This window comes from Bdellovibrio sp. HAGR004, assembly GCF_055397015.1.
In genome coordinates this window covers 3,057,584-3,071,651 of sequence record NZ_AP029176.1, presented here as the reverse complement: position 1 = coordinate 3,071,651, position 14,068 = coordinate 3,057,584, and the positions used below count along the sequence as shown (strand labels likewise).

The window sequence follows — 14,068 nt, the reverse complement described above, 5'->3', positions numbered from 1 at the left end:
TGCAATATTTCAATGACAACTTTCTCAGTTAGCTTTTAATATGCGCCCCGAGCGCAGAAGATGGAGCTGGATATGATCCGAGTTTTCTTATGTTTGTTTCTGCTATCCTCAGTAGGTGTTCAGTCGGCCCTGGCTCAGGATGCCACAGAGCCCCAGTACGATGAGGCTCGCGAAGCAGAGATCGCCACGAAGGCTAAAAAACGCCTTTACCCTGGCGGTCGGGATGAAGAGGACTTGAAGGTGCAGTCTCAGCTGTCGACGCCGCCAAGAAAACTGGCCCCGCAGGCGGAAGTCAAAGACGAGCCGATGGAAGAATAGGCCTTTTGCTAGAAGTTGTTTTGAATTGAATGGAGAGAATATGTCTGTAAACGATCAACTACCTGAAGGTGTTACACGCGAAACGATGGACGTCGATGTCCTGATCGTCGGTGGTGGTGCCGCTGGATTGTCTTGCGCCCTTCACTTGCAAAATCAAATTCAGAAACACAACGAAGATGTTTCTGCGGGTCGCAAACAAGGTGAACAAATCCCTGAACAAATGATCGTAGTTCTGGAGAAAGCCTCTGAGATCGGTGCGCACAGCTTCTCGGGTGCGGTTCTGAATCCAAAAGCCCTGCAAGAGCTGGTTCCGAACTTCAAAGAAGAGGGCTGCCCTCTGGATTCTGAAGTTAAGAAAGACGCCGTTTATTATCTGGGCTCCGATTTCTCTTTCAAACTGCCAATCACTCCGCCGCCGTTCCATAACGAAGGCAACTACATTGTATCCTTGAGTAAGTTCAACCGCTGGTTGGGCGCTAAGTGTGAGGAAAAAGGTATCAATATCTTCCCGGGCTTTGCCGCTGTGGAAGCGTTGTACGAAGGCAATAAAATCGTCGGTGTTCGCACGGGCGACAAGGGGCGCGATAAAAACGGCAATCCGAAGGCCAACTTCGAGCCGGGTTTGATCCTGAAATCGAAAGTTGTGATCTTTGCGGAAGGCACGCGTGGATCTTTGTTCAAACAGGTTGAAAAGAAACTGGATCTTCGCGCTGGCAAAAACAAAGAAGTTTTTGAAGAGGGCGTGAAAGAAATCATCCAGATGCCTCCGGGCACGGTGGAAGCTGGTCAGGTGATCCACACCATGGGCTTCCCGCTGTCCAAATCCATCGGTGGGACGTTCATCTACACTTTGCCGGGTGATAAGATCATCGTGGGCTTGGTGGCTTACTTGGACACGAACGATCCTTTGCTGGATCCACACCGCGAACTGCAAAAATTGAAAACTCATCCGTTCCTGAAAAGCATACTGAAAGGCGGCAAAGTGATCGCTTACGGCGGTAAGACTTTGCCGGCCGGGGGCTGGTACTCTATGCCGAAGCTTTATGGCGATGGCTTTATGGTGTGCGGCGACTCTGCCAGCATGGTGGACGTTCAGAAGCTAAAAGGTATCCATTTGGCGATGAAGTCTGGTATGCAGGCGGCTGAAACCATCGTGGATGGATTGGCTAAAGGGGCTGATTTCTCTGAATCTGTGACCAAGGGTTATTCCGACCGTATTGAAGCCGGTTATGTGAAATCCGAGCTTTATCGCGTTCGTAACTTCCACCAGGCGCTCAGCAAGGGCATCGTGGAAAGCATGCCTTTGTTGGCTCTTCAGGAGCTGACGGGTGGCCGTGGTCTTCAGGACCCAATGCCTATTGAACACACAGATGCGGAAACGACCGAAAAGGTTGTGGATATCTGGGGTCCTTATGGTTTGGATCACGAGGACAACAAGCTTCCGAAGCCGGATGGCGAACTGTTCTTTGATAAGCTTTCCAGTGTTTATTTGACGGGCACCATGCACGACGAGGACTCCCCAAACCACCTTATTTTGAAGGACGGGGATATCTGCCGCACCGTATGTGAGCCACAGTACAAATCACCATGTAATCATTTCTGCCCGGCCTCTGTATATGAGATGGTTCCGTCCACAAAAGAAGCAGGTAAGAAGGACTTACAAATCAATTATACGAACTGTATTCATTGCAAGACTTGTGATATTAAGTGCCCATTCGAAAACATCGAGTGGACCGTTCCTGAAGGGGGCGGTGGACCACAGTACCGCGAAGTCTAGGATTCCCTCAGGGGGTCCTGACTGGCGGTAAGGAAAGCCCAGCGCATAGGGACTGGGCTTTCTTAACCAACAGAAAGGACTGCCCCATGCCAGAGTTTTTTGCCTCCACAGCCCGTGGACTTGTAGAACCACTAGAACAAGAATTGAAAGATCTAGGACTTAAAGTCACCAACCGTTATATCGGTGGAGTGTTCTTTGAGAGCAACTGGGAAGGCTGCTACAAAGCCAATCTTCACTCCCGTCTTGCCAGCCGTATCCTGAAGCCCGTTTTGGATTTCACGGCTTATCAGCCAGAAGAGTTGTACAATCAAATTCTTCGTCACGACTTTACCAAGTACATTAAGCCGACACAGACAATTTCGATTGATGCCAGCGTGTCTGATTCCAAAATGCGCGATCAGCGCTTTGTTGCGATGAAAGTCAAAGACGCTATCGTGGATCAGTTCCGTGAAAAATTCGGTGTCCGTCCTGATGTTGATAACGAAAACCCGTCTTTGCGCATTCATGTTCGCGCGATCAAAAACCAATTCAATGTGGCGATCGACACTTCGGGTGACAGCTTGTTTAAGCGCGGTTACCGCAAGGAAGTGGGCGATGCTCCTTTGAAGGAAAATCTGGCGGCGGGTCTTTTGTGTTTGTCCGAATGGGACAAACAAACTCCGCTGGTGGATTTCATGTGCGGCTCCGGAACCTTCCTGATTGAAGCTGCGATGATGGCGATGAATATCGCGCCGGGTGTGAACCGCAAACGCTTTGGTTTCCAGAACTGGCTGAACTATGAAGAAGACACCTGGGAAAAGGTTGTTCAGGAGGCTATGGATGCGGAGAAAGAAGAGCTTCCGTTTAAGTTCTATGGCTTTGATATCGACAAGCGCGTTTTGATGAACGCCAAAGACAACGCCAAGCGTGCGGGTGTTGATGAGGTGATCGAGTTCAAGAAAGAATCTGTTGCGACGGTGGAGCCACCGGTTGAAAAAGGTCTGATCATCGTGAATCCTCCATACGGTGCGCGTATCGGGGATGAAGATAATCTGCGCGACGTGTATCGCGACCTGGGTTTCACACTGAAGCATAGATTCAAAGGCTGGGATGCCTGGATTCTTTCCGGTAACAAAGAGCTGATTGCTGATTTGAAGCTGAAATCCACGCGTAAGCACTTTGTGTTCAACGGCAATATTGAATGCCGATTCCTAAAGTACTCAATGTTCTAGTTATTTTCTCCGGGGGGCGCTTTGAAGTGGCCGCCCGCCGAATCCTGAGGGGGATTTTTGTGAAGATTTTTTTGCTGTTGATGAGTTTGTTGCCGGGTGTGGCCTGGGCGGGATTGACCTCTAATGAAGTGGTTCAGAAGGTGGAATGCCGTCTGTTAAACGATGGCGTGGTGTTGAAAGAAAAAGAAGCGTACATGATGAATATCGTCATTGATCAGGAATACGGGAAGTTCATCCAGATCCAGTTCGGTGATGAGAGTACTCTGATTCAGTATCAGCTTTTGATCGAAAACGATCCGGAGGCTTCTGTTCCTGGTTCCATGATTTTTCTGCAAAACCTGAAGGTCGGCGAGCGTGAGTCGTCTCAGGAGTTTTCAGCGCAGCAGGTGAACTGGGTGCGTACGACAAACGAAGGTTACATGGTTCAGTGCAACCTTCCAGAGCCAATTCAGTAAGACTTCAACCGGTTTTTATGGGGATAGAAATGAAACGTTGGGTGAGTGCAGTTGTTTTGATGTTTTCCGCAGAAAGCTTTGCCGCGAAATCATATGTCTGTGAAGGCAGGACGGCAGAACAGGCTCCGGTTCGTTTGGAGATTTCGGTTGATAATAACGATTATGCGATTGTGAAGTTTGCCGGTGCCGACCACGAAAATGAATGGGTGGGTGAAAACACCCGAGTCTATCGCACCATCGGTGGTCGCACTAAAATCACTTCGGCCTACGGCAGTCGTACAGAGTATTTCGTTTCTTTGGAGGTATCTGACGACGGCACGGCCAGCCTGGTTTATGAAGAAGATGATTCCGGCTGGGAATACTTCGTGGAAGCAAAAGTGGTCTGCAAATAAAAAAAACCGAGGCTATGACCTCGGTTTTTTGTTTTTTGTCGGTTGTGATATCTTTAGAAAGGCTTGTTGATTGCGAAGATCGCTGCCGTGGTTCCCAGAACCAAAAGCAAAATCGCAATCGGCCAGCCGATGTAGCCTTTTCTTTTGATCAAAGAAACAGCCACGCCCAAAAGGACCCAGATCAGAAGTTTGCCGTACAGCCAGCCTGGCATGCCGCCCATGATGCCAAGTTTGGCCATCATACCAAAGCCACCCACCAGCAAAAGCATCAAACCCAAACCGTGGGTTGCAAAGCACATGATGCGAGCTTGTTTGTTCAGCTGCACGCGAGCATAGTTCGCCACCAGAAGACCCCCAAGGCCAAAGAACAAGGTCATAAGACCCAGGAAGTGCATGATTTTATAGAATTGATACGTCATTGAGGAATCTCCTTGTTAATCTTCTTTAAGGCCAAGATGTTTGATCACACGGGCAAGGTCTTTGCGGATGCGTGTGATGTGGGTTTTGTTGGTCAATGTTTTAAGAGCATCACGCAGGGGTTCCAATGGATAGCCGCCGTATTGGCCGGGTTCTGTGATATTGAAGGTCACAGCTCCGCGCCCAGCGATGATCACGCGATCCGTGATGGTCACATGGTCTGAAACAGCCACTTCACCACCGAACATGCAGTTGTTTCCAATTTTGCTAGAGCCAGCCACGCTGAACTTGGCGGCAATTACGCAGTTATCGCCGATGGTCACGTTGTGGGCGATATGACAGAAGTTATCCATCTTGGTGCCGTTGCCGATACGGGTTTCCGTCAAAGCTGCACGATCAATCGCACAGTTGGCTCCCAATTCGACATCGTTTCCGATCACCACGCGACCGATTTGTGGGATCTTCTTCTGATGCCCTTCTTTGGTCATTACAAACGAAAAACCGTCGGATCCGATGGTGGTGTGGGGGTGGATCTCGCAGCGAGCGCCCAGGGTGCAGTGTGAGCCGACAAACACGTGGGGATGCAGCAGGCTGTGGTCGCCCACTTCGGCGAAGGATTCAACAACAGTGTGAGCTCCAATGGTTGTGCCGTCACCAATCTTGGCCTGTTCGCCAATGACCACATAAGGTCCTAGGCAGACATTCTTCCCTAGGTGGGCAGTCGGATGAACGATCGCTGTCGGGTGGATCTTTTCCGTCTGATTGAAGCGATTCATCTTTCCATCGAACAGTGGCAGGATGGCTGCCATGGCAAGTTGGACAGAGTTCGCAGAAAACAGCGTCGATGTGCTGTCGGGCGGAAGCGCCAGGGACTTGTGAGCCACGACGACCGGTGCTCGAGCCGCAAGAGCGGCTGCCAATTGCTCTGGTTTTGAAACAAAAACCAGGCTTTCAGAGTCGCAGCTTTCTGGCGGAAGAACCTTGGATGCCACGGCATCGAGGGAGCCAGAAACGAAGTTGATGTCAGAAGAATTTAGCTCAGTAATAACTTGTGCTGTAATCATAGTGATGCCTCGCGCTAACACTTTACTATTATTTTTTTGATGTCAAGACACTGGGTGATAGTATAAAGCTGCTTATATAGACACTTTTTGATTCTTTCTCACCTTTAATTTTGGAGAGGAAACGAGATGGCGAAAAAGGCTGCGAAAAAGGAAGCACCTGCGGCAAAAGCAAAGAAGACAGCGAAGCCTGTAGCGAAGAAAGCTCCGGCAAAGGCCCCTGCAAAGGCCCCTGCAAAGGCGGCTAAACCTGCCAAGCCTGCTGCGAAACCTGCTAAACCTGTGAAGGAAGTGAAAGCAACGAAGGCTCCGGCAAAAAAAGAGGCCAAGCCCGCTGCTCCAGCCAAGCCTGCTCCGAAAGCTGCAAAACCGGTTGAAAAGACTCCTGCTGCCAAGGCTCCGAAGGCTGAAAAGCCTGAGAGAAAGTTGAAGTTGGTTGAAGAAGCTCCGGTTGAAGAGGTTGTCGAAGCTCCTAAAAAAGAAAAGAAAGTCAAAATTGATAAGACCGGCCTGTCTGAAGACCAGGTGAAATGGCATGAGCTTCACGAGAAGTACAAGGCCATGAAAGCCCCTTCCTACAGCATTTCGGGTCAATTTGAGGCAAAGACTCCGATTCAGCATAAAATCTTTGGTTGGGGCTTTATCCTTTCCAATGAATATGACCGTTTGGAAGTCCTTTTTGAGGATGGAAAACGCATGCTGATCAGCAATAGAAAACTGTCTTAAGTAAGTCCAAAACTCATGTTTCGGGGTGCGACGGGCAGAAAAGTATTGCAAGGCCCCGGAAACTGACCTAGAAATTTATCTGCATGGCAAAAGACGATTTGGTACAAATTGACGGAAAAGTGATCGACGCCCTGGCGGGTGGTCTATACAAAATTGAACTTGATAATAAAGTTATCATTAACGCAAAGCTTTGCGGAAAAATGAGACGCTTTAATATCCGTGTGGTTGTGGGCGACCGTGTGAGCGTAGGGGTTTCTCCTTACGACCCATCTCATGGCTTGATCCAATTCCGTCATAAATAATACCGATTTAATATCTTCTAACATTTCCAATTAAATCTAGAGGTTCTATGGATCAGGCTCTTCAGAGTTATTTGGCTCGCATTGCTCCAACCGTTCCCGTTAAGTCAGCACAGGCTGTGATCGAACTAGCGGCAGAAGGAGCGACCGTTCCGTTCATCGCACGTTACCGTAAAGAGAAAACAGGCAATCTGGACGAGGTTCAGATCCGTGCTGTGATCGAAGGTCACGAAACTTACAACGAAATCGTCAAGCGTAAGGCGTTCCTGATTAAAGAAATCGGCGAACAAAACAACCTGACGGCGGAAATCCAGAAGCGTATTGAGCTTTCCTGGGATCTGGGTGAGTTGGAAGAAATCTACAAACCATTCAAAAAGAAAAAGAAAACCAAAGCGACCATCGCGCGCGAAGCGGGCTTGGAACCTTTGGCAAACTGGATCTGGGAAATGGGCCATGGTTTGATCAAAGACGATCAGACGATGGAGATGAAGGCGAAAAACTTCCTCAATCCAACTGCAAAAATCAACACCTACGAAGAGGCGCTTAAAGGCGCGCAGGATATCATCGTCGAGAAAATCGCCAATGATGCGGACCTTCGTGCGATGGTGGCGAAAAACTATAACGACAGTGGTCGTGTGATTGCCAAGGCAGCCAAGGGCTACAAAGCAAACTCCAAGTACGAAATGTACAAGGAATTTGAAGAGCCGGTGAAAAACCTGATGGATGCGAAAAACAATCACCGCTATCTGGCGATGAGACGTGGCTGGCAGGAAGAAGAGCTGACCGTTGACGTTAAAGGCGACGATGAAGCGATCTTGAAATCTTACGAAAACTTCGCGACATCCACTCCGGATAATGCGATCGGCGATTACCTGAAACAGTGTGCTCGTCTGGCTTTGAATGTTTACGTTCTTCCTTCTGTTGTGAACGAAGTTCACCGTCAGTTGAAAGAAAAAGCGGACCAGGATGCAATCACGGTCTTTGCTGAAAACGTGCGTAAGCTTTTGTTGGCTTCCCCGTACGGACCGAAGTGTGTTCTGGGCGTGGACCCTGGTTTGAGAACAGGCTGTAAAGTGGCCCTGATCGATAAATCTGGTGCGTTCATTTCTCACACCGTTCTATACACTTTGGGTGACGATGCTGAACGTAAAGCGAAAGTTTTGTTCGGCGACGTGATGAAACAGATCCAGATCGAAGCGATTGCTGTCGGTAACGGAACTGCCGGTCGTGAAACTGAAGCCTTCCTGCGCAAAGTTTTGAAAGACCTGGGCAAAAACATCCCGGTAGTGATGGTGTCTGAGTCCGGAGCTTCTGTGTACTCAGCGTCTGAAGTGGCTCGTGAAGAGTTCCCGGATCTGGATGTGACTGTCAAAGGGGCGATCTCTATCGCGCGCCGTTTGCAGGACCCATTGGCTGAACTTGTTAAAGTCGATCCGAAATCCATCGGTGTGGGTCAGTACCAGCACGATGTGAATCAGTCCCAGTTGAAAAAATCCCTGGAAGCAGTGGTTGAGTCCTGCGTGAATAACGTGGGTGTTGACGTGAACACAGCTTCGGCGGCGTTGCTGTCGCACGTGGCGGGTATTGGTCCTGCTTTGGCGAAAGGTATTGTTGAGGCTCGTAAGAAGGCCTTGTTCAACGACCGTTCTGAGCTTTTGAAAGTTCCTAAGTTCTCTGCAAAAGTTTTCGAACAAGCTGCAGGGTTCTTGAGAATCCCACAAAGCAAACAGGTTTTGGATTCCACAGGTATTCACCCTGAGCGCTATCAGGCCGTGACAGATATGGCGAAGGACCTTGGTGTTTCTTTGTCTGAAATCATCGGCGAAGGCGCGAAGAAGTTGATGGCGCAAAGAACCAAGTGGGCACAATTGGTTGGTGAATTCACGTTCGATGACATCGTCAAAGAATTGGAAAAGCCAGGCCGTGACCCTCGTGATCCGTTCAAAGTGTTCCAGTTCCGTGATGACATCATGGAAGTAAAAGACCTGAAAGAGGGTATGATCTGCCCGGGTATCGTTACGAACGTGACCAACTTCGGTGCGTTTGTGGATATCGGTGTTCACCAGGATGGTCTGGTGCATATCTCTGCATTGTCGCACAAATTCGTGGATGATCCTCGTAAGGTGGTGAATCCGGGTGACCATGTGACAGTGAAGGTTTTGAAGGTGGATGTTGTTAAGAACCAGATTTCATTGACCATGAAAATGGATGATGCACCAGAGGCGACTGCGCCACGTGGGGAACGTCGTCCTGAAAACCGTGGGGCTTCCCGCCCAATGGGTCAGGGTCAGCGTCCTCCGGCAGGAAAACCTGCTCAGGCGCCGATGAAGCCTGCAAATCCGTTCAACAATCCGTTTGCAGCTTTGATGAACGTTCCGACTAATAAAAAATAATAAGGAGAACTAAAATGGCAGCTAAAGGAAAATCCAGAAAAGGTATCCGTCACAGAAAAAAACGTATCTTGACCAAGAAACGTATGTACAAAGCAAAAATCCGTAAGTAGTTTTTGCCAAGAAAAAAGCGCCCCGAAAGGGCGCTTTTTTTGTTTTCAAATCGATTCAGAAAAGACTACGGCTGCTGCTGGGCAGTTTGTTGCAACAGGAGAAGATCCTTGTAAGTAAAGATGCGGTCTTCTCGAGATGTGTGCAGATCCTTGTCAGTCACATTCGAATAGGACGCGGCAAACAAACTGGCACCCAGGTCTTTTCCTTTCATCTCAATGGTTCTTGAGGCAAAGCGGATGCCTCCTTCACGTAAAGCCGTCAAGCTGGTGAAGCGAGCGGCGGCCACAGACGGCAGCGTGCTGAGAGTCGTCACCAGACTGGTTTCAATGGCCACAATGGTGTTACCCACGGATTGTCCGGCAAAGAACAAGGCCAGGGTAGAGTACAACACGCGTGCTTCGGCGTTTTTCACTGCCGCATGGCTTTGCGCCCCTGTCAGCCACAAGGCAAAATTGTCTTTCATTTTATGATAGTCATCGTAAAGCTGTTTTCCTGTGATCGCAGTGACGGTTCCACCACAGGCCAAGGACACCGGCCATGCCTGCAAGACCGCAGCGACCAAAGAGCAAGTTGAAAACGCCGCCAATTTGATGCTTGGAGAATTTCTTTCGATCCAGGCTTTCAGACCCACGGAGTGTTTCTGATCTACCAGCATCAGTTGAACCATACGTTGTTTGACCGGATTTCCGGCCACAACACTGGCAACAATGGGTTCATAGACCAGGAAGCTTATCAGAGGATTTTTCTCTGTGTCGTAAAGCTCGCCCAGGGTTTTTTGCACCCGTTCGATATATTTCCCCAGGGCTGTTGCGACTTGCTGATCCGTCGGTTTGTCATTGGGAAGATAAATCACAAACGGCACCTGGTGGATGATCAGCAGAGCCTGCATGCGATAAAACTCCGCCGCTTGTTTCAGCTCGTTTTCAATGGCGTATCCTGTCGGATCAAAGCGAGGGCTTTTTGGAACGTCCTGATATTTTAAGGCGGCCTTGTCGGCGATAGCCTGATAGTCTTCCTTATAAAGGCTACGCAGTAACTTCAGCTCGGTCTGGTCCTGATCGAATCTTTTTTCGTAGTGTACATAGGGCAAAGTCATGCCCAGTCTGGCCGAGGTGTTGGTGGAGTAAATGCCCTGTCCTGCGATGCTTTGGCCATTCGCAAGCCCCACCAGCAGGCGATATTCCTCGGACTTCTGTTTAATGGCGGAGCGAATCAGAGGAAGCTTGGCTTTAATCTTTTCGTCGCACAAGTTAGGGAATGCGAAACATCGGCGCAGCTTCTCGGCCTCGCTTTTTTGTTTTTCCACCAGGTCGATGGTTTTTGCTTTGATCTCTACAAGAAGTGCTTCTTGAGATTCGCTTAAAGATGGTTGAGTGCTGGCAGTGGCGGAAGCTGACAGCATCACGGCGGACAGAATCAGTGTTATCACGTTCATACAAATTCCTTACAATTCCTCAAATTCTCGAGCCCTGCCGGCAATAGTCATCACCTTGTCAAAGGGCTCGACATTGGAAGGGGTTTAATTTGAGTTGAGAGTTCATTCGTTACTCCTGCGCAGGGAGTCTTCAAACCCTGTTCCATAAGTTCCCAAATGAAAAGATCCATCTGGCGATACTCTGGGGCGTGTCGGCACGACCTGTGGGGTTTTTCGCTTTGGAGGAGAACTCAGGTAGGATACTCTTGAGGTTCTTAAGGAGGTCCTCATGATCGTTCAACCTCATATCCTGACAAAAGCTCTGGATGCAGCTTTGAGTACAGGGGCTGATTTCGCTGATATCTTTTTGGAAGATACTTATTCCTCTCAATTGAGTGTTCTGAATTCCAAGCCCGAGCAGGCCATCGTAGGTCAGCTTTATGGGGCGGGCATTCGTCTGTTCTTTGGTCATGAGATCGTCTATGTGACGACCAATGATCTTTCTGAAACAGGCCTGGTGAAGGCGGCGTTGAATGCGGCTCAAAGCCGCGGTTCGGGAGCTGCATCCAAATCGATGCCTTTGATGCAGGTGCCTTTTGATACGATCCACACCTATGGTGAAAAACCTTGGGAGATGAACCGTGACCGCAAGTTCCGCTGGTTAAACACGATCGACCAGGTGTCTCGGGCGCGCAACTCGGCAGTGACTCAGGTCGAAGCGGGGCTGAACGAAAAATTCCAGCGCGTGCAAATCGCCAACTCGCGCGGATTGATGGCTTATGATGAACGCGCTTACACCCGCATTCGCATGCAGACCTTTGTTGAAAATAATGGCGTGAAAGAAAGCGCTTCTGAAGACGAAGGCCACATGGGAACTTCGGAGATCTATGATCAGGTGGATCTGAAATCTTTGGCCGAGCAGTCCGTGGATCGCGCCATGATGTTGACGACTGCGGCTTATGCGCCTGCGGGTGAAATGCCGGTGGTGATTGATAATGCCTTTGGTGGGGTGATCTTCCATGAAGCCTGCGGGCATGGTCTTGAAACGACTTCTGTTGCCAAGGATGCTTCTGTGTTCTGCGGAAAGCTGGGGCAGAAAATTGCGCATGAAAGCGTGACGGCGATTGATGATGGAACGATCGAGAATGGCTGGGGCTCTTTGAACATGGATGACGAGGGCAATAAGACCAAAAAGACGACGCTGATTGAAAACGGCGTTTTGAAATCCTATATCGTCGATGAGATGGGGGCGCGCCAGACCGGTTACGATATCACGGGCAGTGGTCGCCGCCAGTCTTACAAATATGCTCCGGCGTCCCGTATGCGTAACACCTATATTGCCGCCGGCAAGGATAAGTTCGAGGACATGATCCGCGATGTGGATTATGGCCTTTATGCCAAGAAGATGGGTGGTGGCTCAGTGAATCCGGGAACGGGGGATTACAACTTCCAGGTCGGTGAAGCCTACATCATTCGCAATGGCCGTATTGAGGAGCCTGTGAAGGGCGCCTGCCTGATTGGTCGCGGAATTGATACTTTGGGAAAAATCACCAAAGTGTCTGATGACTTGAAGCTGGCGCGCGGAATGTGCGGATCAGTTAGTGGCTCTATCCCGGCAGCCGTGGGTCAGCCGCAAATTCTTGTTTCCAGCCTGATGGTTGGGGGGAGAGCGAAATAATGGATACTGTTAAATCAACCTTCCAAACAATTGTTGAAAAAGCTCGCCAAGATGGCGCGAAGGTCGAGATGCTGATCTCTGGCGGTGAAAGTCTGAGTATTGGTTATTCTAAAAAGAAATTGGAATCTTTCGAGTCCACGCAATCCCAGATGGCGGGTTTGCGTGTGGTGCTGGGGGCCAGTCAGGGTTATGCCTACACCGAGAACCTTTCTGAGGACTCTTTGTTGCGAACCTATGTGGAGGCTTTAAATAATGCCAAGACCGTGCAAAGTGGTGACACGGCGGTAGTGGAGCTGGTGAAACCTCAGACTGTGAAAGCGATGAATGATCTGTTTAAGACAGAACAAGTGGCGATGGACAAAAAATTGGAAGTTGCGCGCTTGTTGGAAGAAAAATGTCTTGAAAAAGATGCGCGTATCACAGCAGTTCCTTATTCTGGTTTCAGTGAAAACATTAGCTTCAAGCGGATTCTGAATTCGGAAGGTCTGGATCAGGAATTCAAGCAAAGTTATTATTCCGGCTATGCTTATCCATTGGCGAAAGAGGGCGAAAGCTCAAAAATGGGCGGCGAAGGTTTCTTTGCCCGCAGTTTCACGGACATCAATGCCGAGAAAGTGGCGCATGAAGGCGTCGATAAGGCGGTTTCACGTTTGGGCGCGCAAAAGCTGGCGACCGGCAACTATGCGGTTGTGATCAGCCGGGATGAGTTCCCGATGGTCTTGCAGATGATTTATCAGTACTTCTCTGCAAAGGAAGTTCATGAAGGGAAGTCCTTGTTCAAGGGGAAACTGGGTCAGAAAATTGCCAGCGAAAAATTTGAGCTTGTGGATGATCCTTTTGAAACTCGTGGTACAGCCGTGCGTCCGTTTGATGATGAAGGGGCTGCTTCACAGAAAACGGTCTTGTTCGAAAAAGGTGTTCTGAAGAACTTCCTGTCTAATTTGGAATACGCGAAGAAGATGAATCTTCCGCACACAGCGCATGCTCGTCGCAGTCCGGCTTCTCAGCAGGCGATTGGGCCGACGAATTTGGTGGTGGCCAAGGGTGAAAAATCCCTGCAGGAGCTTTTGTCTTCCCACGACAAGGTTGTGTATCTGACAGAATTCTCTGGTGGCTTGCATGCGGGCTTTAAAGAATCCACCGGGGATTTCTCGATGCCAGCGGAAGGTTTCTTGTATGAAAACGGACAGAAGATTGGACCAATAGATCAATTTGTTATGTCCGGAAATGTCTTGGACCTGCTTCGTGATATCGAAGCTTTGGGGAATGAATACAACAAACCAGGCAGCTCCTTTATCTGCCCGGATGTGTTGGTGAAGTCCCTGAGCTTTGCGGGTGCCTAGATGAAGTCCGTTATTGCGGTTGTATTGTCTGTGTGGATGTTGGTCAGTGGGCTGGGATGTGCCAGCCTGCTGGGTTATAAAGAAGAACCCAAAGTCCAACTGCACGAGGTCTATGTCAAAGACGCGGATTTGGTGGGGACGATGTTGGTGTTTGTGATCGACGTTGAGAATCCCAACGAACGCGACATTAACGTTGATGAGATCACCTACAAGGTCTTCTTGTCCGGTAAAGAGCTGACGGAAGCAAAGACTGAAAAACCTGTCACAGTTCCAGCGAAGCAATCGGCGAAGGTCGAGGTTCCGTTACCTGTGAAGTATTCAGCGGTTCTTGGCAATATCGGCAGTATCCTGATGGCTCGTGAAGTGAGCTATCGCATCGAAGGCGATGCCAAGCTCTCGTTCTTTAGAATTCCCTTCTCCAAAGAAGGCAAAGTGGAGCTTCGCTAAACCCAAAGGTACGGCCTTACTTCTGG

14 protein-coding genes are annotated in these 14,068 nt (G+C 49.4%); 11 read left to right on the top strand and 3 right to left on the bottom strand.

The window, feature by feature from the left end; genetic code table 11:
* The first annotated feature begins 72 nt into the window (after positions 1 to 72).
* The 5 genes from ACZ5ZV_RS15265 (at position 73) to ACZ5ZV_RS15245 (ending at position 4,153) form a co-directional block, all read left to right on the top strand.
* Positions 73 to 318 (top strand): hypothetical protein, encoded by a 246-nt coding sequence (locus ACZ5ZV_RS15265; RefSeq protein ID WP_464118055.1) that lies wholly within the window; start codon positions 73 to 75, stop codon positions 316 to 318.
* A 40-nt stretch (positions 319 to 358) separates the two neighbouring features.
* Positions 359 to 2,095, top strand: a complete 1,737-nt coding sequence (locus ACZ5ZV_RS15260) for an electron transfer flavoprotein-ubiquinone oxidoreductase (RefSeq protein ID WP_464118054.1) — start codon at positions 359 to 361, stop codon at positions 2,093 to 2,095.
* Positions 2,096 to 2,181: 86 nt separating this feature from the next.
* Complete coding sequence (locus ACZ5ZV_RS15255) at positions 2,182 to 3,306, top strand: THUMP domain-containing class I SAM-dependent RNA methyltransferase (RefSeq protein WP_464118053.1); 1,125 nt, start codon at positions 2,182 to 2,184, stop codon at positions 3,304 to 3,306.
* Positions 3,307 to 3,365: 59 nt separating this feature from the next.
* The gene (locus ACZ5ZV_RS15250) at positions 3,366 to 3,761 is read left to right on the top strand and encodes a branched-chain amino acid aminotransferase (RefSeq protein WP_464118052.1); all 396 of its coding nucleotides are present in this window, start codon (positions 3,366 to 3,368) and stop codon (positions 3,759 to 3,761) included.
* A 29-nt stretch (positions 3,762 to 3,790) separates the two neighbouring features.
* On the top strand, positions 3,791 to 4,153 hold the full coding sequence (locus tag ACZ5ZV_RS15245) for a polyketide synthase (protein WP_464118051.1): 363 nt from the start codon (positions 3,791 to 3,793) through the stop codon (positions 4,151 to 4,153).
* Positions 4,154 to 4,206: 53 nt separating this feature from the next.
* Here ACZ5ZV_RS15245 and ACZ5ZV_RS15240 read toward each other — a convergent pair whose 3' ends face one another.
* A complete protein-coding gene (locus tag ACZ5ZV_RS15240) occupies positions 4,207 to 4,572 on the bottom strand; it encodes a hypothetical protein (RefSeq protein ID WP_464118050.1) in 366 nt (121 codons plus the stop codon).
* A 15-nt stretch (positions 4,573 to 4,587) separates the two neighbouring features.
* Positions 4,588 to 5,634: a UDP-3-O-(3-hydroxymyristoyl)glucosamine N-acyltransferase gene (lpxD, locus tag ACZ5ZV_RS15235; protein ID WP_464118049.1), complete on the bottom strand. Its 1,047-nt coding sequence runs from the start codon at positions 5,632 to 5,634 to the stop codon at positions 4,588 to 4,590.
* Between the two features lie 126 nt (positions 5,635 to 5,760).
* Between lpxD and ACZ5ZV_RS15230 the strand changes: the two genes are divergently transcribed.
* The 3 genes from ACZ5ZV_RS15230 (at position 5,761) to ACZ5ZV_RS15220 (ending at position 9,049) form a co-directional block, all read left to right on the top strand.
* Positions 5,761 to 6,357 carry a hypothetical protein gene (locus ACZ5ZV_RS15230; protein ID WP_464118048.1) on the top strand — a complete coding sequence of 199 codons (597 nt, stop codon included), beginning with the start codon at positions 5,761 to 5,763 and terminating at the stop codon, positions 6,355 to 6,357.
* Positions 6,358 to 6,440: 83 nt separating this feature from the next.
* On the top strand, positions 6,441 to 6,659 hold the full coding sequence (infA, locus tag ACZ5ZV_RS15225) for a translation initiation factor IF-1 (RefSeq protein WP_011163494.1): 219 nt from the start codon (positions 6,441 to 6,443) through the stop codon (positions 6,657 to 6,659).
* A gap of 47 nt (positions 6,660 to 6,706) precedes the next feature.
* Entirely contained in the window at positions 6,707 to 9,049 is a 2,343-nt protein-coding gene (locus tag ACZ5ZV_RS15220; protein WP_464118047.1) for a helix-hairpin-helix domain-containing protein, read from the top strand.
* Between the two features lie 175 nt (positions 9,050 to 9,224).
* Here ACZ5ZV_RS15220 and ACZ5ZV_RS15215 read toward each other — a convergent pair whose 3' ends face one another.
* Positions 9,225 to 10,595: a hypothetical protein gene (locus ACZ5ZV_RS15215; RefSeq protein ID WP_464118046.1), complete on the bottom strand. Its 1,371-nt coding sequence runs from the start codon at positions 10,593 to 10,595 to the stop codon at positions 9,225 to 9,227.
* A 268-nt stretch (positions 10,596 to 10,863) separates the two neighbouring features.
* Here ACZ5ZV_RS15215 and ACZ5ZV_RS15210 point away from each other — a divergent pair, with 268 nt between their 5' ends.
* Genes ACZ5ZV_RS15210 through ACZ5ZV_RS15200 form a run of 3 tightly spaced genes read left to right on the top strand, consistent with a single transcriptional unit; the run spans position 10,864 to position 14,042 of the window.
* Complete coding sequence (locus ACZ5ZV_RS15210; protein ID WP_464118045.1) at positions 10,864 to 12,252, top strand: TldD/PmbA family protein; 1,389 nt, start codon at positions 10,864 to 10,866, stop codon at positions 12,250 to 12,252.
* Positions 12,252 to 13,595 carry a TldD/PmbA family protein gene (locus ACZ5ZV_RS15205; RefSeq protein ID WP_464118044.1) on the top strand — a complete coding sequence of 448 codons (1,344 nt, stop codon included), beginning with the start codon at positions 12,252 to 12,254 and terminating at the stop codon, positions 13,593 to 13,595. Before ACZ5ZV_RS15210 ends, ACZ5ZV_RS15205 begins: the two co-directional genes overlap by 1 nt.
* Positions 13,596 to 14,042 carry an LEA/WHy family protein gene (locus tag ACZ5ZV_RS15200; RefSeq protein WP_464118043.1) on the top strand — a complete coding sequence of 149 codons (447 nt, stop codon included), beginning with the start codon at positions 13,596 to 13,598 and terminating at the stop codon, positions 14,040 to 14,042.
* Positions 14,043 to 14,068: the final 26 nt, after the last annotated feature.

Coding starts and splice junctions, on each gene's coding strand:
- ACZ5ZV_RS15265 (WP_464118055.1), top strand. CDS start 73: ATGATCCGAGTTTTCTTATGTTTGTTTCTGCTATCCTCAGTAGGTGTT.
- ACZ5ZV_RS15260 (WP_464118054.1), top strand. CDS start 359: ATGTCTGTAAACGATCAACTACCTGAAGGTGTTACACGCGAAACGATG.
- ACZ5ZV_RS15255 (WP_464118053.1), top strand. CDS start 2,182: ATGCCAGAGTTTTTTGCCTCCACAGCCCGTGGACTTGTAGAACCACTA.
- ACZ5ZV_RS15245 (WP_464118051.1), top strand. CDS start 3,791: ATGAAACGTTGGGTGAGTGCAGTTGTTTTGATGTTTTCCGCAGAAAGC.
- ACZ5ZV_RS15240 (WP_464118050.1), bottom strand. CDS start 4,572: ATGACGTATCAATTCTATAAAATCATGCACTTCCTGGGTCTTATGACC.
- lpxD (WP_464118049.1), bottom strand. CDS start 5,634: ATGATTACAGCACAAGTTATTACTGAGCTAAATTCTTCTGACATCAAC.
- ACZ5ZV_RS15230 (WP_464118048.1), top strand. CDS start 5,761: ATGGCGAAAAAGGCTGCGAAAAAGGAAGCACCTGCGGCAAAAGCAAAG.
- infA (WP_011163494.1), top strand. CDS start 6,441: ATGGCAAAAGACGATTTGGTACAAATTGACGGAAAAGTGATCGACGCC.
- ACZ5ZV_RS15220 (WP_464118047.1), top strand. CDS start 6,707: ATGGATCAGGCTCTTCAGAGTTATTTGGCTCGCATTGCTCCAACCGTT.
- ACZ5ZV_RS15215 (WP_464118046.1), bottom strand. CDS start 10,595: ATGAACGTGATAACACTGATTCTGTCCGCCGTGATGCTGTCAGCTTCC.
- ACZ5ZV_RS15210 (WP_464118045.1), top strand. CDS start 10,864: ATGATCGTTCAACCTCATATCCTGACAAAAGCTCTGGATGCAGCTTTG.
- ACZ5ZV_RS15205 (WP_464118044.1), top strand. CDS start 12,252: ATGGATACTGTTAAATCAACCTTCCAAACAATTGTTGAAAAAGCTCGC.
- ACZ5ZV_RS15200 (WP_464118043.1), top strand. CDS start 13,596: ATGAAGTCCGTTATTGCGGTTGTATTGTCTGTGTGGATGTTGGTCAGT.